The sequence below is a fragment of the Streptomyces sp. NPDC054863 genome (genome assembly GCF_053610825.1).
Genome location: NZ_JBSGZD010000156.1, coordinates 1 through 17,906 on the forward strand (window position 1 = coordinate 1; position 17,906 = coordinate 17,906).

Annotated in this window: 17 protein-coding genes; 12 read left to right on the forward strand and 5 right to left on the reverse strand. The window is 71.4% G+C overall.

Annotation, left to right across the window (positions count from 1 at the left end; all coding sequences use genetic code 11):
- Positions 1 to 33: 33 nt before the first annotated feature.
- The gene (locus tag ACWGIG_RS24410) at positions 34 to 1,107 is read right to left on the reverse strand and encodes a LacI family DNA-binding transcriptional regulator (protein WP_453323790.1); all 1,074 of its coding nucleotides are present in this window, start codon (positions 1,105 to 1,107) and stop codon (positions 34 to 36) included.
- A gap of 137 nt (positions 1,108 to 1,244) precedes the next feature.
- Here ACWGIG_RS24410 and ACWGIG_RS24415 point away from each other — a divergent pair, with 137 nt between their 5' ends.
- The 12 genes from ACWGIG_RS24415 (at position 1,245) to ACWGIG_RS24470 (ending at position 13,720) form a co-directional block, all read left to right on the forward strand.
- Positions 1,245 to 2,534 (forward strand): MFS transporter, encoded by a 1,290-nt coding sequence (locus ACWGIG_RS24415; RefSeq protein ID WP_453323791.1) that lies wholly within the window; start codon positions 1,245 to 1,247, stop codon positions 2,532 to 2,534.
- 9 nt (positions 2,535 to 2,543) lie between these two features.
- Positions 2,544 to 3,905: a Pup--protein ligase gene (gene pafA / locus ACWGIG_RS24420; protein ID WP_453323792.1), complete on the forward strand. Its 1,362-nt coding sequence runs from the start codon at positions 2,544 to 2,546 to the stop codon at positions 3,903 to 3,905.
- A 200-nt stretch (positions 3,906 to 4,105) separates the two neighbouring features.
- Positions 4,106 to 5,128 carry an FKBP-type peptidyl-prolyl cis-trans isomerase gene (locus tag ACWGIG_RS24425; protein ID WP_453323793.1) on the forward strand — a complete coding sequence of 341 codons (1,023 nt, stop codon included), beginning with the start codon at positions 4,106 to 4,108 and terminating at the stop codon, positions 5,126 to 5,128.
- A 44-nt stretch (positions 5,129 to 5,172) separates the two neighbouring features.
- Positions 5,173 to 5,547, forward strand: coding sequence for an FKBP-type peptidyl-prolyl cis-trans isomerase (locus ACWGIG_RS24430; RefSeq protein ID WP_453323794.1), 375 nt, complete (start codon positions 5,173 to 5,175; stop codon positions 5,545 to 5,547).
- Between the two features lie 216 nt (positions 5,548 to 5,763).
- The gene (locus ACWGIG_RS24435) at positions 5,764 to 6,723 is read left to right on the forward strand and encodes a helix-turn-helix transcriptional regulator (RefSeq protein ID WP_453323795.1); all 960 of its coding nucleotides are present in this window, start codon (positions 5,764 to 5,766) and stop codon (positions 6,721 to 6,723) included.
- A 14-nt stretch (positions 6,724 to 6,737) separates the two neighbouring features.
- Positions 6,738 to 7,718 carry a helix-turn-helix transcriptional regulator gene (locus ACWGIG_RS24440; RefSeq protein ID WP_453323796.1) on the forward strand — a complete coding sequence of 327 codons (981 nt, stop codon included), beginning with the start codon at positions 6,738 to 6,740 and terminating at the stop codon, positions 7,716 to 7,718.
- 121 nt (positions 7,719 to 7,839) lie between these two features.
- Entirely contained in the window at positions 7,840 to 8,085 is a 246-nt protein-coding gene (locus tag ACWGIG_RS24445) for a hypothetical protein (RefSeq protein ID WP_453323805.1), read from the forward strand.
- Between the two features lie 44 nt (positions 8,086 to 8,129).
- Positions 8,130 to 8,327 (forward strand): hypothetical protein, encoded by a 198-nt coding sequence (locus ACWGIG_RS24450; RefSeq protein WP_453323797.1) that lies wholly within the window; start codon positions 8,130 to 8,132, stop codon positions 8,325 to 8,327.
- A 237-nt stretch (positions 8,328 to 8,564) separates the two neighbouring features.
- Positions 8,565 to 8,843 (forward strand): Sec-independent protein translocase subunit TatA, encoded by a 279-nt coding sequence (gene tatA, locus ACWGIG_RS24455; protein WP_453323798.1) that lies wholly within the window; start codon positions 8,565 to 8,567, stop codon positions 8,841 to 8,843.
- 107 nt (positions 8,844 to 8,950) lie between these two features.
- Positions 8,951 to 9,844, forward strand: coding sequence for a twin-arginine translocase subunit TatC (gene tatC / locus ACWGIG_RS24460; protein WP_453323806.1), 894 nt, complete (start codon positions 8,951 to 8,953; stop codon positions 9,842 to 9,844).
- Between the two features lie 41 nt (positions 9,845 to 9,885).
- Positions 9,886 to 10,851: a diacylglycerol kinase gene (locus ACWGIG_RS24465; protein ID WP_453323799.1), complete on the forward strand. Its 966-nt coding sequence runs from the start codon at positions 9,886 to 9,888 to the stop codon at positions 10,849 to 10,851.
- A gap of 49 nt (positions 10,852 to 10,900) precedes the next feature.
- Complete coding sequence (locus tag ACWGIG_RS24470) at positions 10,901 to 13,720, forward strand: DEAD/DEAH box helicase (RefSeq protein WP_453323800.1); 2,820 nt, start codon at positions 10,901 to 10,903, stop codon at positions 13,718 to 13,720.
- Positions 13,721 to 13,778: 58 nt separating this feature from the next.
- Here ACWGIG_RS24470 and ACWGIG_RS24475 read toward each other — a convergent pair whose 3' ends face one another.
- The 4 genes from ACWGIG_RS24475 to ACWGIG_RS24490 all read right to left on the reverse strand — a co-directional run.
- On the reverse strand, positions 13,779 to 14,771 hold the full coding sequence (locus ACWGIG_RS24475) for an RluA family pseudouridine synthase (protein WP_453323801.1): 993 nt from the start codon (positions 14,769 to 14,771) through the stop codon (positions 13,779 to 13,781).
- Positions 14,772 to 14,940: 169 nt separating this feature from the next.
- Entirely contained in the window at positions 14,941 to 15,930 is a 990-nt protein-coding gene (locus ACWGIG_RS24480; RefSeq protein WP_453323802.1) for an ADP-ribosylglycohydrolase family protein, read from the reverse strand.
- Positions 15,931 to 15,963: 33 nt separating this feature from the next.
- Positions 15,964 to 16,620, reverse strand: coding sequence for a fasciclin domain-containing protein (locus ACWGIG_RS24485; RefSeq protein ID WP_453323803.1), 657 nt, complete (start codon positions 16,618 to 16,620; stop codon positions 15,964 to 15,966).
- Between the two features lie 57 nt (positions 16,621 to 16,677).
- Positions 16,678 to 17,906: molybdopterin-dependent oxidoreductase (locus tag ACWGIG_RS24490; protein WP_453323804.1), on the reverse strand; the 1,229-nt coding region annotated here is incomplete at its 5' end.

Consider the following 17,906-nt stretch of genomic DNA (forward strand, 5'->3'; position numbering starts at 1 on the left):
GTCCGGGGCCACACGTGTGTCGTGGGGCGGGCTTCAGTGTGCGGGGGGCGCCGTGGAGTCCCGTACGACGAGTTCGACGGGGAGGTCGGTGCTGTCCGGGGTGCGGCCCTCCAGTACGGCGAGGAGGGCTGCCATGCCGCGGTTTCCGACCTGTTCGGCGGGGAGTCGTACGGTCGTCAGCTCGGGTTCGAGGGCGGTGGCGAGGGCGAGGTCGTCGAAGCCGGTGACGGAGACGTCGTGGGGGACGCGGAGTCCGAGGCGGTGCAGGGCCTTGCAGGCGCCGGCGGCGAGGATGTCGTCGTCGCAGATCAGGGCGGTGGGGCGGGTGGTGGATGCGGTGAGGGTGCGGGTGGTGGCTTCGCGGGCGCTGTGGACGTCGAGGGCGGCTCGTACGGTGTGCGCCGTTGCGTCGGGGGTGGTGGCGAGGGCTTCGGTGAGTGCGCGGGCGCGTACGTCGAAGGTCCAGGAGTCGACGGCGGATGCGAGGTGGACGAAGCGGCGGTGGCCGAGGCCGAGGAGGTGTGCGGCGATCTGGTGCATGCCGTCGGCGATGGCGAGGTTGACGTGGGCGGCGGCGTCGCCGGTGCCTCCCGGACCGCCGGTGCTCCCTGGGCCGCCGGGGCCGTCGGTGTCGTCGGGGTCGCTGTCGAGCATGACGAGGGGGAGGCCCGCGCTGCGCAGGGCGCCGAGTGCGCCGGTGGCCATGGAGGAGGCGATGACGCCGTCGAGGGCGGTGCGGGCGGAGGCGAAGGGGTCGCGGGCGGGGCCGATGCCGTCGGGGGAGGGGTAGAGGACGACGCCGAAGCCGTGTTCGGCGGCGGTGGCGGCGGCTCCGGCGTAGACGCGGGCGAAGAATTCGTTGGTGAGGGCGGGGACGACGAGGAGGGCGGTGCGGGTGCGGCCGAGGCGGAGGCTTCGGGCGGCCTGGTTGGGGCGGTAGCCGAGGTCGGCGGCGGTGGTGCGGACGAGTCCTGCGGTGCGTTCGGAGACGCGGCCCTGCCATTTGTCGCCGAGGACGAGGGAGACGGTGGCCTGGGAGACGCCTGCTGCCCGGGCGACGTCCCGGCTGGTGGGGGTGGTGCGGGTGGGGTGGGCGGGGGTGGTCACCGGGTTCTCCGTACGTGCCTGGGCCGGGGCCGGGAGGTGGACCTCCGGCCTGTGCACATGGTACGTATGACGCCGGACGTTATACGTAAAACCTGGGTGTGCGCGCGGGCGGTGCCCGGGGAGAAGGGCGGGACAAGATGGCCGCGGGATACGCCGAACTGCTCGGGACGCGGCACGCCGCGCGTCTGCTGGCCGGGACGCTGGTGGGGCGACTGCCCAATGCGACGGCGCCGATCGCGATCATGCTGTTCACCCGGGCCGAGGGCGGCAGCTACACCCTGGGCGGCGCGCTGGCGGCGGTGTACGGGGTGGCGAACGCGGTCGGGCAGCCGCTGCTCGGCCGGGCGGTGGACCTGCGGGGGCAGCCGAGGGTGCAGTTCCCCGCGGCGTTCGTGTCCGCGCTCGGTGTGCTGCTGCTCTGCCTGGCCGGGACCGACCACCTGGTGCTCGCGTACGCGGCGGTGGTGGTCGCGGGTCTCTTCACACCGCCTCTTGAGGGCGGGCTGCGGGCGCTGTGGCCGAGCGTGCTGGGGGACGGCGACAAGGTGCACCGGGCGTATGCGATGGACGCGGTCGCCCAGGAGATCATGTTCACGGTCGGCCCGCTGCTGGTGACGTTGCTGGTGTCGCTGTGGTCCCCGGCGGCGGCGCTGCTGGTGATCAACGGGATCGGTGTGCTGGGCGCGTTGTCGGTCGTGGTGTCGGAGCCGTCGCGCAAGTGGCGCTCCGCGCCGCGCGAGGCGCACTGGCTGGGGGCGCTGCGTTCGCCGGGTCTGCTGGCCCTGCTGGGGGCGTTCTTCTTCGTCGGGGTGGCGTTGGGTTCGATCACGGTGGCGGGGGTGGCGTACGGCGACGACCACGGGAAGCCGTGGGTGTACGGGGTGCTGATGGCGGCGCTGGGGCTCGGTGCGCTGGTGGGTGGTCTGGTGTACGGGGCGCGGCAGTGGGCGGGGGCTCCGGAGCCGCGGCTGCGGGTGATCGTGGCGTTGCTGGCGGCCGGTTATCTGCCGTTGATGCTGACGCCGGGGATCGTGGCGATGTCGGTGCTGGCGGGTGTGGCGGGGGTGTTCCTGGCGCCGGCGCTGGCGTGTGCGTTCATCGTGGTGGACCGTCATGCGCCGCGCGGGACGGTGACGGAGGCGTTCTCGTGGCTGGTGACGACGTTCGGGGTGGGTTCGGCGGTCGGTACGGGGGCGGCGGGTCCTGCGGTCGAACTGGGCGGTACAGCGGCGAGTTTCGCGGTGGCGGCGGCGGGTGGAGTGCTGGCGCTGCTGGTTCTGCTGGCGACGCGCCGGGTGCTGACGGTTCCTCCGGCTGACGGTCCGACGGGCGAGGGAGGCGCAACCGCCGTAAACATCGGCGGGGCTTTTGAAAATGATCGAATCGGTGCAGCCGAACCCGGTTTCAGCTCAGGCCATCAGGCGTAATGTTCAGACATGGACCGCCGCATTTTCGGGCTGGAGAACGAGTACGGCGTCACGTGCACGTTCAGGGGACAGCGCCGACTGTCTCCTGACGAAGTGGCGCGCTACCTCTTCCGCCGTGTTGTGTCATGGGGCCGCAGCAGCAATGTCTTCCTGCGGAACGGCGCCCGCCTGTACCTCGACGTGGGATCGCATCCGGAATACGCAACTCCCGAGTGCGACAACCTGACCGAGCTGGTCACCCACGACAAGGCCGGCGAGCGCATTCTCGAAGGCCTGCTCGTCGACGCCGAACGCCGCCTGCACGAGGAGGGAATCGCGGGCGACGTCTATCTGTTCAAGAACAACACCGATTCCGCCGGGAACTCCTACGGCTGCCACGAGAATTACCTGGTGGCCCGTCACGGTGAGTTCTCGCGGCTCGCGGACATCCTGATTCCGTTCCTGGTGACGCGCCAGTTGTTGTGCGGTGCGGGCAAGGTGCTGCAGACGCCGCGCGGTGCGGTGTATTGCGTGAGCCAGCGTGCCGAGCACATCTGGGAGGGCGTCAGTTCCGCGACGACCCGGTCCCGGCCGATCATCAACACCCGCGACGAGCCGCATGCGGACGCGGAGCGCTACCGCCGTCTGCATGTGATCGTGGGCGACTCGAACATGTCCGAGACGACCATGCTGCTGAAGGTCGGTGCCACCGATCTCGTGCTGCGCATGATCGAGGCGGGCACGGTGATGCGGGACCTGACGCTGGAGAACCCGATCCGGGCGATCCGTGAGGTCAGTCACGACATCACGGGTCAGCGCAAGGTGCGTCTCGCCAGTGGGCGGGAGGCGTCCGCGCTGGAGGTGCAGCGCGAGTACTACGAGAAGGCCGTGGACTTCGTCGACCGCCGCGGGATCCGCGAGGGGAACGTGGCGAAGGTCCTGGAGCTGTGGGGCCGGACCCTCGACGCCATCGAGGCGGAGGACCTGGACCGGATCTCCACCGAGATTGACTGGGTCATGAAGTACCAGTTGATCGAGCGGTACCGGGCGAAGCACAACATGCCCATGTCGCACCCGAGGGTCGCGCAGATAGACCTCGCCTACCACGACATCCACCGGCGCCGTGGTCTGTACTACCTGCTGGAGAGGAAGGGCCAGGCGGCCCGGATCTGCAACGACCTGAAGATCTTCGAGGGCAAGTCGGTGCCTCCGCAGACGACCAGGGCGCGGCTGCGCGGGGACTTCATCCGGCGGGCGCAGGAGCAGCGTCGGGACTTCACCGTCGACTGGGTGCATCTGAAGCTCAACGACCAGGCGCAGCGGACCGTGCTGTGCAAGGACCCGTTCCGGTCGGTGGACGACCGGGTGGAGAAGCTGATCGCGGGCATGTAACCGGGCATGTAACCGGGCATGGGGCCGGGTGCCGGCCGGGCGGCCGATCGGGCTCTCGGCCGGTGTGCGGCGGAGTGCTTTCGCTCACGGGCCCCGCGGACATTCGTCTGCGGGGCCCTGTGCATGCCCTCCGCCGTCCTGGGGGGACCGGGCCGTAGAGTGGCGGCCACTGACCAGTCCCAGCAACCCCGAGGACACCTGTGCGACGCCGACTTGCAGCCTTTCTGATCGTTCCGGCCCTGGCGCTGACAGCCTGCGGGGGCGGTGACAAGGAACCGACGGACGGGAAGAGTTCGTCCTCGTCCCCCGACAAGGCGGCGGAGCAGCAGAAGCAGCCCGAGGCTCCCAAGCCGGTCACGGACGCCGCGCCGATGCCGACGGTGAAGGGCGAGACGGGCAAGCAGCCCCAGCTCACCATTCCCAAGGGCGAGCCGAGCGGGAAGTTCGTCGTGAAGACCGTCTCCGAGGGGGACGGTGCCGAGGTCAAGAAGGGCGACCTCGTGATGGCCGGTTACGAGGCCAAGATCTGGAAGGGTGCCCAGTCGCTGGGCGGTTCGTACGGGGACAAGCCCGCGCCGCCGCAGATCATCGCGGCGGGTGCGCCGACGGTGATTCCGGCGTTCGCGCAGGGTGTGCTGGGGCAGAAGGTCGGCAGCCGCGTGCTGGTCGTGGCTCCGCCGAGCGCCGCGTGGGGTCCGCAGGGCAAGCCGGAGATGAAGGTCGGCCCGAAGGACAACCTGGTCTTCGTGCTGGACATCCAGAAGGTCATTCCCAAGAAGGCGGAGGGGAAGCAGAAGGAGACCGCCGCCGACATGCCGAAGATCCAGGCGGACAAGGAAGAGGCCGCCACGATCACGATTCCGAAGAACGACCCGCCGAAGAAGCTGGTCTCGGAGACGCTGATCGAGGGTGACGGCCCGGAGGTGAAGAAGGGCCAGACCGTGTACATGCAGTACAGCGGTGCGGCCTGGAAGCTGAACGAGGGCAAGCCGAAGGCGGAGCTCTTCGACGCGAGCTGGAAGACCGGTGCGCCGTTCGTCACCGCGATCGGTGCGGGTCAGGTCATCCCCGGCTGGGACGAGGGCCTGGTCGGCAAGAAGGTCGGCAGCCGGGTCATGCTGGTGATCCCGCCGGAGAAGGCGTACGGCAAGGAGGCCAAGGGTGAGACCCTGCCGGCCAACTCCACTCTGGTCTTCGTGGTGGACATCCTGACGGCAATGTAAGACTGTCCCGGTTGTCCCGACAGGTACGAAGTAGGAGCAGAGCAGTGAGCATCGAGAAGCCCGAGATCGACTTTCCCGAGGGTGACGTCCCGAAGGACCTTGAGATCAAGGACATCTGGGAGGGTGACGGCGCCGTTGCCAAGGCCGGCGACTACGTGAAGGTCCACTACGTCGGTGTGGCCTTCTCGACCGGCGAGGAGTTCGACGCCTCGTGGAACCGCGGCAACCCGCTGGAGTTCCAGCTCGGTGCCGGTCAGGTCATCGCGGGTTGGGACCAGGGCGTGCAGGGCATGAAGGTGGGCGGCCGTCGTCGGCTGACCATCCCGGCGCACCTGGCGTACGGCGACCGTGGTGCGGGCGGCGGCGCGATCGCCCCGGGCGAGACGCTGATCTTCGTCTGCGACCTGGTGTCCGTCTGATCGCAGTGCGCGACAGCGGTACGCACCCGCGCGCGTGGGTGCGGTGCGAGGGCCCCTGCCGGATAGGCGGGGGCCCTCCGCTCTTGCCCTCCCCGTTTCTTGCCCTCCCCGCCCTCGCCGTTCTGCCCTCGGCTTTTGCCGCGACACCCCGGGGCGGTACGGTCGACGGTCGTAGCGCCGGACGGTTCACGGCGCACTTCGGGAGAGAGGGCGTCGATGGCGATTGCCAAGGCCGAGCGTTTGATGAACCTGGCGCTGTGCCTGCTGGGGACCCGGCGCCCGCTCAGCAAGCGGGAGTTGAAGGAGTCCATCGAGGCCTACCTGGAGGCGGGCAACGAGGAGTCCTTCAACCGGATGTTCGAGCGGGACAAGGATGATCTGCGCGAGCTCGGTCTGGTCATCGAGACCGTGGAGAACCTGGACGGCGACGCCGGTTATCTGGCCCGCCGCGACAGCAACCGGCTGCCCGCCATCACGCTCGACGCCGAGGAGGCCGCCGCGCTCGGTCTTGCCGCGAAGGTGTGGCAGCAGGCGAGGCTCGCGGGGGCGGCCAGTGGTGCGCTGCAGAAGCTGCGCGCGGCCGGGATGCCGGAGGCGGACGATCCGTACGCGACGCAGCAGCACAGTGCGCTGGAGCCGCGGATTCCGGTGCACGAGGCGGCGTTCGAGCCGTTGATGCTGGCCTGCCGGGACCGCAGGCCCGTGGTGTTCGACTACCGTAAGGCGACCGCCGCCCGTCCGGAGACGCGGCATGTGGAGCCGTGGACGCTGGAGTGCTGGCGCGGTCACTGGTATCTGGCGGGCTGGGACCGCGACCGGGGTGCGGAGCGGGTCTTCAGGCTGTCGCGGATCACGGGCAAGGTGCGCTCGCGGGCGGGGGCCTTCACCGCGGAGGTGCCGGACGTGGTGACCGTACGGGAGACCGTGGAGAGCTGGGCGGGGGAGACCGCGACGCGCACTGCGCTGATCAGGCTGCGGACGGGGTCGGGGTATCCGCTGCGTTCGCGGGCGAGTGCGGTGCGTGAACTGGGCGGCGGGTGGGACGAGTTGGCGATTCCGTACGGGCACGGTCTGGATGCCTGGCTGGTCGAATTCGGCCCGGACGTGGTCGTGCTGGAGCCCGCTGATCTGCGGGCGGACGTCGTGGACCGGCTGCGCGCCGTGGCCAAGGGCTGAGGGGCGGGGACTTCGTGGCGACCAATGCCATCGACCAGACGCGGCGGATGCTGTCGCTGGTGACGTATTTGCGGGAACGGCCCGGGGCGCACGTCGACGACGTGGCGCGGGCCTTCGGAATCACCCAGGACGAGCTGATCTCGGACCTGGACGTGCTGCCGATGTGCGGGACGAGTTTCCGGGGTGGTGACCTGCTCGACATCGACACCGACGGTGAGCGGATCTGGTGGCACAACCCGGACGATGTCGCCGAGCCGCTGCGGCTGGCGGCCGACGAGGCGACCGCGCTCCTGGTGGCGGCGCGTGCGGTGTCCACGCTGCCCGGGCTGCGCGAGGGCGACCGGCAGGCGCTGCTGCGGGCCACGGCGAAGCTGGAGGCGGCGGCCGGTGAGGCGGCGGGCGCGAGCTCGCGCCTTTCGGTGACGTTCGAGTCCGAGGGCGGGGTCTTCGCGGAGGTCGACCGGGCGATCTCGGAGCGGCGGCGGCTGTGGCTGCGCTACTACTCGCCGGCCCGGGACGAGCTGACCGAGCGCGAGGTGGACCCGATCCGGTTGTTCGCGGTGGGGCACACGTACGTGGAGGCGTGGTGCCGGCTGTCCGAGGCGCGGCGTACGTTCCGGCTGGACCGGGTCGCCGAGATCAAGCTGCTCGACGAGCCTTCGGCGCCGCCGGAGATCGAGCTGCGGGACCTGTCGGAGGGGCTCGTGCAGCCTGCCGCCGAGGACCCGGAGGTGGTGGTCGAGGTGGGGCCCGGCGGGCGCTGGGTCGCCGAGTACTACCCGCACGACAGTGCCGAGGAGCTGCCCGACGGGGGGCTGCGGGTCACTCTGCGCACCCCGGATCCCACCTCGCTGCGGCGGCTCGCGCTGCGGCTGGGCAGGGAGGGGCGGATCGTGTCGCCGGTCGGGCTCGCGGTCAGTGCGCGGGAGGCTGCCCGGGACGCGCTCGCGGCGTACGAGAGGGAGCCGGCCGGGGGGCCGGGCGGGCTCGCGTAACACCTGTCGCCGTGTGGCCGCAGTAGTAGGTGTGGAGACCGCGGCGGTGGGTGTGGAGATCGGTGCGGCTGTGGTCGGGCGTAGAGAACAAGGTACGAGGAGAGCTGAGGGCATGTCCGTGATGTCTGGTTTTGCCGTTCCGGTGGAGGCGGTCCACTTCAAGGCGGCCTGTCCTGACTGCCGCGCCCGCTTCGAGCTGGACGCGGGAGAGTTCCGGCTGGCGATCGGCGGCAGCCGCCGTACCACCTTCTACTCCTTCACCTGCCCGGAGTGCGGGAACGCGGTCCGCAAGCCGGCCGGGGAGCGGATCGTGGAGCTCCTCACCCGGGGCGGAGTCCGGACGCTGCGTCTGCACTCCGCACTCTGACCCACGATCCGGCCCGACGCGCCCCGACCCCTTAGGCTCTGCCCATGTTCTGGCCCATGCTCGCCATCGCCCTCGGTTTTCTCGGACTCGCCGTGCTCGGCGTCCTGGCGATCAGGGTCTTCGTCGAAGTGCGCCGTCTCGGGCGCCAGGTCGCCGAGGCCTCGCAGCGGATCAATGTGGCCGCCGGGGACCTGGAGCGGTCGACGGAAAGCCTGGCGCGGACCGGCGAGGCACTGCGGTAGGCGAGGCGGTGCGGTAGCAGAGTGGTGGCCGCAGTGGTCTCCACCAGTGGTGAAGCGGGCGGTAGGCTCGAAGATGTGGCCCCTGGCGAGGCGACGGGCCGCAATCGGGGGGACGCACGGGCATTGCCCTGCGTTTACCCCTGCGGGTTACGATCGCTGACAGCGCGGCGACCGGACAGATGTCCGGCCGGTCGAGTGCCAGACCCCCCTGTCGCCTCGGTGAAGAAGGTAAACAGCATGAACCTCGGTGGACCCGAAATCATCCTCATCATTCTGGTCGTCCTCCTGCTCTTCGGTGCCAAGAAGCTGCCGGACATGGCCCGCTCGCTGGGCAAGTCCGCCCGCATCCTCAAGAGCGAGGCCAAGGCGATGAAGAAGGACGACGCTCCCGAGCCGGCCCCCGCGGACCCGCAGAGCCAGGGCCCGGTCGTGGAAGCCCCCCGCACCATCAAGGCAGCGCCCGGCGACGTGACCAGCTCGCGCCCGGTGGCCGAGCCCACCGACACCCAGCGCTGACCCATGGTCCGCCGCAGGCACCGCAACAGGTGACCTGCTGCCGCACGAGATGAGGACGTGGGTTGCTCAAGTCTGCCCGCAAGACGGAGAAGGACCCCGAGGGGCGGATGCCCCTCCTGGAACACCTGCGTGAGCTCCGCAACCGGCTCGCCAAGGGTGTGTCCGCCATTCTGGTGGCGACCATCGTGGCTCTCGTCTTCAGCGAGAAGCTGCTCGGTTTCATCACGGAGCCGGTGCCGAAGTGCGCCCCGGGTGTCACGAGCAGCGGTGGCAACTGCGCCATCGTCGCCTTCAGCTCGCTCATGTCGCCGATCAGCGTGACGATCCAGGTGAGTCTCACCGTCGGGCTCGTGGCGTCGAGCCCGGTCTGGCTGTACCAGCTGTGGGCGTTCATCGCGCCGGGTCTGCACCGGAACGAGAAGAAGTACACGTACGCCTTCGTCGGCGCTGCCGTGCCACTGTTCGCGGGCGGCGCCTACCTCGCGTACCTGATCCTCCCGATCAGCGTGAAGGTGCTCATCAGCTTCACGCCCGACGGGTCCGCGAACATCCTCCAGCTCAATGACGTCCTCGACTTCACCCTGCGTATGGTGCTCGTCTTCGGTGTCTCCTTCGAGCTGCCGCTGGCCCTGATCATGCTCAACATCACCGGTGTCCTCTCCGGCAAGCGCATGATCAAGTGGTGGCGCGGCGTCATCATGGGTGTCTTCGTCTTCGGCGCCGTGATCACGCCGACGACCGACCCCGTCGGCATGCTCGCGCTGGCCGGGCCGATCGCCGTCCTCTACTTCGTCGCGGTCGGCTTCTCGCTGCTGAACGACAAGCGGCGCAGCCGCAACGACCCGGACGCCGCTCTCGACGACGACGAGGCGTCCGTCCTCGACCTCCGCCCCGAGCCGCTGGACCACGAGATCGAACCGGTCTCCGCATCCCGCATGCTGCCGGAGCAGGCGAGTGCCCACGGGCCCAAGCAGCTCAACGGTTACGACGACATCACCTGACCTTGTAGGGTCCCCCCGGACGAAGCCTGGGGGGCCTTTCTGTGACCAGCTCGGTGAAGAGTTCCGCGACCGGACGGATCACGCTGTTCGTCAATCCCACCGCAGGGCGCGGCCGGGGCGCGCAGGCCGCGCAGCCGGCCGCTTCCGCGTTGCGGGAGGCCGGTTTCCCGGTACGTACGGTGCTGGGCGTCGATGCCGGCGACGCGCTGCGGCGGGCGCGCGAGGCGGTCGCCGCCGGGACCGGGGCGCTGGTCGCCGTCGGCGGCGACGGCATGGTCAACCTCGCGCTGCAGGCGGTGGCGGGGACCGCCACCCCGCTCGGGGTGGTCGCGGTGGGCACCGGGAACGACTTCGCGCGGGCGCTCGGGCTTCCGGTGCGGGACCCGTGGGCGGCCGGCCGGCTGGCCGCCGGGGCGCTGCTGGCCGGGCAGGTCCGGGAGATCGACCTGGGGCGGGCCGACGGCCGGTGGTTCGGCGGGGTGCTGGCCTCCGGGTTCGACTCGCGGGTCAACGACCGCGGCAACCGGATGCGGCTGCCCGCAGGACGCTTCAAGTACGACCTGGCGATGCTCGCCGAACTCGCCTCCTTCCGGCCGACTGCGTACCGGATGCGCCTCGACGACGGGCCCGCGCAGGAGATCGCCGCGACGCTCGTCGCCGTCGGCAACGGGACTTCGTACGGCGGAGGCATGCGTATCTGTGCGGACGCCCTCCTCGACGACGGGCTGTTCGACGTGACGGTGGTCGGCGACTGTTCCCGTACGACCCTCGTCCGGGTCTTCCCGAAGGTGTACCGGGGGACGCATCTCGGCCACCGGGCCGTCAGCACCTACCGTGCGAAGAAGATCGAGCTGTCGGCCGCGGGGATCACCGCGTACGCCGACGGGGAGCCGCTCGGGGCGCTGCCGCTGACCGCCCGGTGCGTGCCGGGGGCCCTGCGGGTGCTGGTGCCGGACGCACCGGGACCGTGGCGGGGACCGGGGCAGGCAGCCGGATTCCAAGGGTGAACAAAGATCGGGCTGAGTGTCGGAGGTGGCGGGTAGGCTCGAAGACAAGATGACAGAGGACCTCTCACCAGCCGAGCGATACGCCGCCTCCCGGATCCGCGCCGCCGAGGACGCCACCGCGCTCGCCCCCTTCCGCGCCATGTACGAATTCGACCTGGACCCGTTCCAGATCGAGGCCTGCCAGGCCCTGGAGGCGGGCAAGGGCGTGCTGGTCGCGGCACCCACCGGCTCGGGCAAGACGATCGTCGGCGAATTCGCCGTGCACCTCGCCCTCACGCAGGGCGGCAAGTGCTTCTACACCACGCCCATCAAGGCGCTGTCCAACCAGAAGTACCAGGACCTCGTGAAGCGCTACGGCGCCGACAAGGTCGGCCTGCTGACGGGTGACAACAGCGTCAACGCGGACGCGCCCGTGGTCGTCATGACCACCGAGGTGCTGCGCAACATGCTCTACGCGGGCTCGCAGTCCCTCCTGGGCCTCGCGTACGTGGTCATGGACGAGGTGCACTACCTCTCCGACCGCTTCCGGGGAGCCGTCTGGGAGGAGGTGATCATTCACCTGCCCGAGTCGGTGACCCTGGTGTCGCTGTCGGCGACCGTGTCCAACGCGGAGGAGTTCGGCGACTGGCTCGACACGGTGCGCGGCGACACCGCCGTCATCGTCTCCGAGCACCGCCCCGTGCCGCTGTGGCAGCACGTGCTGGCCGGGCGGAAGATGTACGACCTCTTCGAGGAGTCCGACGACGGCCGCGGCGGGCGCCGCGAGGTCAACCCGGACCTGCTGCGCATGGCCCGCATGGAGAACCAGAAGACGTACAACCCGCGCGACCGGCGCAAGGGCAAGATGGTCCGCGAGGCCGACCGGGAGCGCGAGCGGCGCCAGCGCACCCGGATCTGGACACCGAGCCGGGCCGAGGTCATCGAGCGGCTCGACTCCGCAGGGCTGCTGCCCGCGATCACCTTCATCTTCAGCAGGGCCGGCTGCGAGGCCGCCGTCCAGCAGTGCATGTACGCGGGACTGCGGCTCAACGACGAGGACGGGCGGCAGCGGGTCCGCGAGATCGTCGAGGCGCGGACCGCCGCGATTCCGGGCGAGGACCTCCACGTCCTCGGCTACTACGAGTGGCTGGAAGGGCTGGAGCGGGGCATCGCCGCGCACCACGCGGGCATGCTGCCGACCTTCAAGGAGGTCGTGGAGGAGCTGTTCGTACGGGGCCTGGTGAAGGCGGTCTTCGCGACGGAGACCCTGGCGCTGGGCATCAACATGCCCGCCAGGTCCGTGGTGCTGGAGAAGCTCGTCAAGTGGAACGGCGAGCAGCACGCCGACATCACCCCCGGCGAGTACACCCAGCTCACCGGCCGGGCCGGGCGGCGCGGCATCGACGTCGAGGGACACGCGGCGGTGCTCTGGCAGCGCGGCATGGACCCGGGCGCGCTCGCGGGCCTTGCGGGCACGCGGACATATCCGCTGCGCTCCAGCTTCCGGCCGTCGTACAACATGGCGGTCAACCTGGTCCAGCAGTTCGGCCGGCACCGGTCGCGGGAGCTCCTGGAGACCTCCTTCGCGCAGTTCCAGGCGGACAAGTCGGTCGTCGGGATCTCCAAGCAGGTCCAGCGGAACGAGGAAGGGCTGGAGGGCTACGAGCAGGGCATGACCTGCCACCTCGGGGACTTCGCCCAGTACGCGGCGCTGCGCCGCGACCTCAAGGACCGTGAGACCGACCTCGCCAAGCAGGGCGCGGCCCAGCGGCGGGTGGCGGCGGCCGACTCGCTGGAGAAGCTCAAGACCGGTGACGTCATCCACGTGCCGACGGGGAAGTTCGCGGGTCTCGCACTGGTGCTGGACCCGGGAGTCCCGGCGGGCCGCAGCAACGGGCACCGCGGGTTCGAGCAGCACGACGGGCCGCGGCCCCTGGTGCTGACCGCCGAGCGGCAGGTCAAGCGGCTCGCGGGCATCGACTTCCCGGTGCCGGTGGAGGCGCTGGACCGGATGCGGATCCCGAAGTCCTTCAACCCGCGCTCCCCGCAGTCGCGGCGCGATCTCGCGTCCCAGCTGCGGACCAAGGCCGGGCACCTCGCACCCGAGCGGCACCGCAGGGGGCGGGCGGAGGCGGCCGACGACCGGGAGATCGCCCGGCTGCGGGCCGCACTGCGCGCGCACCCGTGCCACGGTTGCGACGAGCGCGAGGACCACGCCCGGTGGGCGGAGCGCTACCACCGGCTCCAGCGCGACACCAGGCAGCTGGAGCAGCGGATCGAGGGGCGGACCAACACCATCGCCCGTACCTTCGACCGGATCTACGCCCTGCTGACCGAGCTGGACTACCTGCGCGGCGACGAGGCCACCGAGCACGGCAAGCGGCTGGCGCGACTGTACGGCGAGCTGGACCTGCTGGCTTCGGAATGCCTGCGGGCGGGCGTCTGGGAGGGCCTGAGCCCTGCCGAACTGGCCGCGTGCGTCTCGGCGTTGGTGTACGAGGCGCGGCAGTCCGACGACGCGGTGGCGCCGAAGGTGCCGGGGGGTGCGGCGAAGGAGGCGCTCGGCGAGATGGTGCGGATCTGGGGCCGGCTGGACGCCCTGGAGGAGGACCACAAGATCAACCAGGCGGAGGGGGTCGGCCAGCGCGAGCCCGATCTCGGATTCGCCTGGGCGGTCCACCTGTGGGCCTCGGGGAAGGCGTTGGACGAGGTGCTGCGGGAGGCGGAGATGCCGGCCGGGGACTTCGTGCGCTGGTGCAAGCAGGTGATCGACGTGCTGGGGCAGGTCGCCGCTGCGGCACCCCGGGAGGACAGCACGGTCGCCAAGAACGCCCGGAAGGCCGTGGACGCGGTGCGGCGGGGCGTGGTGGCGTACAGCTCGGTGGGTTAGCCGGTCCGCCCGAGCGAGGACCGGGCCCCGGTCGGATCCGTTCCGGCCGGGGCCTTCGTCATGCCGCCCAGCCTTCGGGGTCGGACCAGGCCTGGAGGGTGCGGCGGCTCTCGAAGTGGCGGTGTGCACCGGTGAGGGGGTCGGTGAACTCCAGTGTGCGGGCGAGTAGTTGGAGCGGGCGGGTGAAGTCGTCGGGGGCCGGGTCCGTGAGGTGCGGGAAGTACGGGTCGCCGAGGATGGGGAGGCCGACGGCGTTCATGTGGACGCGGAGCTGGTGGGTGCGGCCGGTGCGGGGGGTGAGGCGGTAGCGGGCCAGGTCCGCTCTGTGGCCGGTCAGTTCGACGAGGCTCTCGCTGTTGGGCTCGCCCGGGATCTCGTGGGCGGCGACGGTGCCGGGGACCTTTTCGATCCGGCTGCGGATCGTGCGGGGGAGGGCGAGGTCCGGGTCGTACCGGGCCAACGCCTCGTACTCCTTGTGGACCTGGCGGTCCCGGAAGAGGTTCTGGTACGCGCCCCTGGCGGACGGGTCCACGACGAAGAGCACCAGGCCCGCGGTCAGCCGGTCCAGTCGGTGTGCCGGACTCAGGGCGGGAATGCCGAGGTCGTGGCGGAGACGTGCCAGCGCGGTCTGGGTGATGTGACTGCCGCGGGGGGTGGTGGCCAGGAAGTGGGGCTTGTCTGCCACCAGGATGTGGTCGTCACGGTGGAGTACGTGGACGGGGAAGGGGACCGTGGGCTCCGGGGCGAGGTCGCGGTGGAACCAGATGTCGAGGCCGGGGGTGTACGGGGCGTCCGGGGCCAGGGGGGTGCCGTCGGCGGTGACGAACGCGCCGGTGCGGAGCATGCGGTCGACGGTGGCGGGGCCGGCGGCGGAGAGGGCGGCGAGGAGGTGGGAGCGGGCGGTGGGCGGGTCCGGGGCTGCTGTCCCTGTCTCCGCCGCCGCTGCTTCCGCCGTTTTGGCGGGTGGGAACTTCAGGTGGAGGGGGTCGATGCCGAGGCGCTGGGGGAGCGGGGCGGGGGGGGGCCTGCGGCGGCGGGGTCTTCGGTTCATGTCGGGACAAGGGTACGGAGGGGCGGGGCGGGGGCAGTACGGCCGGCGCCGGTGGGGTTGATGTCCCGGGCCGCGCCCGGTGCGCGGCTGCGCCGCGCGTCCTCGAACGCCGGACGGGCTGTCTCTGTCGGACGGGCTGCGTCTGTCGGGCGGGCTGGAGAGCGGAGGGTCAGGTCGGGGTGTGGGCGAGCTTCAGGGCGAGGTGCTGCAGGTCCGGGAGGCGGAGGGTGCGGTGGAAGCCGGGGAGGGGGACGTGGAGGGGGTCCGTCCAGCGGGTGGGGATGGCCTCCGCGCCGTAGGACGCACCGGCCAGCGCGCCCGTCACGGCCGCGACGGTGTCCGTGTCGCCGCCCAGGTCGATCGCCGCCGCGAGCGCGTCCTCGAAGGTGTCCGTGGTGTGCAGCGCCCAGAGCGCGGAGCCGAGGCACGGCCAGACCGCGCCGTTGAACTCCGTGGCGTCGTCCGGGTGCCAGTCCGGGGCGAGGACCTTGGCCCACCGGGCACGGTGGTCCGGGTGGACCTCGGCCAGTGCGCCGGGGACCGCCGCGACGACGGCGGTGGCGGGGTGGTTCTCGTCGGGGTGCAGGGCTGCTCGGACCAGTTCGTGGAAGACCGCCGTGCCTTCCCACGCGGCCCGGTCGCCGTGGGTGAGGGCGGCGATGCGGCGGGCGGCGGACATGGTCGTCCCGCGGTCCGTGCGGGCGAAGTGGACCGCTGACGTGGCTGCCCGCATCAGGGAGCCGTTGCCCGCCGCGTAGATGTTGATCTGGAAGTGGAGTGCTGCGGCCAGGTCCCAGGGCTCGCCGTTGGTGAGGACGTCCTCGGTCTGGAGGCCGATGTCCTTGGGCTCGGCCGCCGCCCAGCGCTGGAAGCGGGCGAAGATGTCGGGGAGGTTCAGGGCGGAGTGGTCGAGGAGGGATTCGGCGACCAGCACTGCCATTTGCGTGTCGTCCGTCGCCTCGCCCGGGTCCCAGCCGCCGCCCCCGCACATCTCTCCCGTACCGTCGCCGAACCGCTCGCGGAACGCGCCCCCGAGCTGGAACTCGAAGGGCGCGCCGAGCGCGTCGCCGACGGCCGAGCCGACGACCGTGCCTATGGCCCGGGAGGCCGGGGTGGGCGGGGACGGCCGGGCGGCCGTGTCCGTGGGGATGATGCTCATGGGGGAAGCGTACGGACACGGCCCGGGGTGCCGTCAGGCCTTCGGCATCAGGACGGTGTCGACGATGTGGACCGTCGCGTTGGCGGTCGGGACGTTGCCGCAGACCACGTTCGAGACGTCGTTGACCTTGTAGGCCTCGCCGGAGCCCGAGGTGGTGAGGGTGGACTTCTGGAGCGTCGGGTAGGTGCCGCTCTCCAGCTGCTTCGGGGCCAGCTTCTCGCCGACCACGTGGTAGGTGAGGATGCTCGTCAGCTTGGCCTTGTCGGCGAGCACCGCGTCCAGATCGGCCTTCGGGAGCTTGGCGAACGCGTCGTTGGTGGGCGCGAACACCGTGATGTTCCGGGCGTTGTTGAGGGTGTCGACCAGACCTGCCTTCTTGACCGCGGTCACCAGGGTGGACAGGGCCGGGTTGTTGGACGCGGCGGTGGCCACCGGGTCCTTGGCCATCCCGTCGAAGCTGCCCTTGCCCTCCTTCGGGACACCGGCACAGCCCGGGCCGAACGGGCCGCTCGCCGGGGCGGCGTCGGACGGGGCCGAGCCCATGCTCGCCTCCTGGGAGGGCGAGGACTTGGCGCCGGCGGCGTCCGTGGACGTGCCGCCGTCCGAGCAGCCCGTGAGGGCCAGCGGGAGGACGGCCGCCGCGGCGACGGCGAGGGCGGCACGGCGGGCGAGGGTACGGGTGGTGCTCATGGCGTTCTCCTTGTGCGGTACGGGAATTGGGGAGGGGTTGGGGAGGGACGGTCGGGATCAGGTCACGGAGACCACCACCGAATGGAGGCCGGTCGCGCCGTCGGGGACCGTTCCGACGCGGCGTTCGGTCTGGGTGCTGCCCTCGCGGTCCGTCGCGCGGACTTCGAGGGTGTGGCTCCCCGGGGTGGCCGGCCACGGCCACCGCCACTGCCGCCAGGTGTCGCGGCTGGTCTCGGTGGCGAGCCGGGCGTCCTGCCACGGGCCGCCGTCGACGCGCACCTCCACCCGGGCGATGCCCCGGTGCTGTGCCCAGGCGACTCCGGCGACCGTCACCGTGCCCGCCTTCGGCGAGGCGAAGGGGCGCGGGGTGTCGATGCGCGACTGCGTCTTGATCGGCGCCTCGCGGGCCCAGCCGCGCCGGACCCAGTACGTGTCGAAGTCGTCGAACGAGGCCAGTTCGATCTCCTGGAGCCATTTGCACGCCGATACGTAGCCGTACAGGCCGGGGACGACCATGCGGACCGGGAAGCCGTGGTCGAAGGGGAGGGGCTCGCCGTTCATGCCGACGGCGAGGAGGGCGTCGCGGCCGTCCAGGACCGTCTCGACGGGCGAGCCGAGCGTCATGCCGTCGACGGAGCGCGCGACGAGCTGGTCGGCGGGACCGCCGCCGGAGGGCGGCCGTACACCCGCTTCGCGGAGCAGGTCCGCCAGCCGTACGCCGATCCAGCGTGCGTTGCCCACGTAGGGGCCGCCGACCTGGTTGGACACGCAGGTCAGGGTGGTGTCGCGCTCGATCAGGGGGCGGCGCAGCAGGTCTGCGTACGAGAGGACCAGGGGGCGGGTCACGCCCTTGCCGTGGATCGTCAGGCGCCAGCGGGTGGCGTCGACGCGGGGCACGACGAGCGCGGTGTCGACGCGGTAGAAGTCCCGGTTGGGGGTGGTCAGCGGGCCGAGCCCCGGCACGCGCAGCTCGGCGCCGGAGGGCACCGGCCGGGCCCGCTCGGCGGGCGCGGGAATCGCGATCCGGGAGCGTGCGGCGGCAGCGTCGGCCTGCCGACCGGAGTTGAGCCGGCGGCCGAGGAGCCCGGCGCCGGCGGACGCGGCGGCCACGGCGGACGCGGCGACCACGAAGGCGCGGCGGTCGAAGGCGGGGCGGTCGGAGGCGGGGCGGTCGGGAGCGGGGCGGTCGAGGGCGGGGGTGCGGGGCGCGTCGGTGGTCGCTACGTCGTGCGGGCCCCCTTCGGACGGGTCCGCGCCGTCCCTCAGGTCCGCGCCGTCCCCGTGCG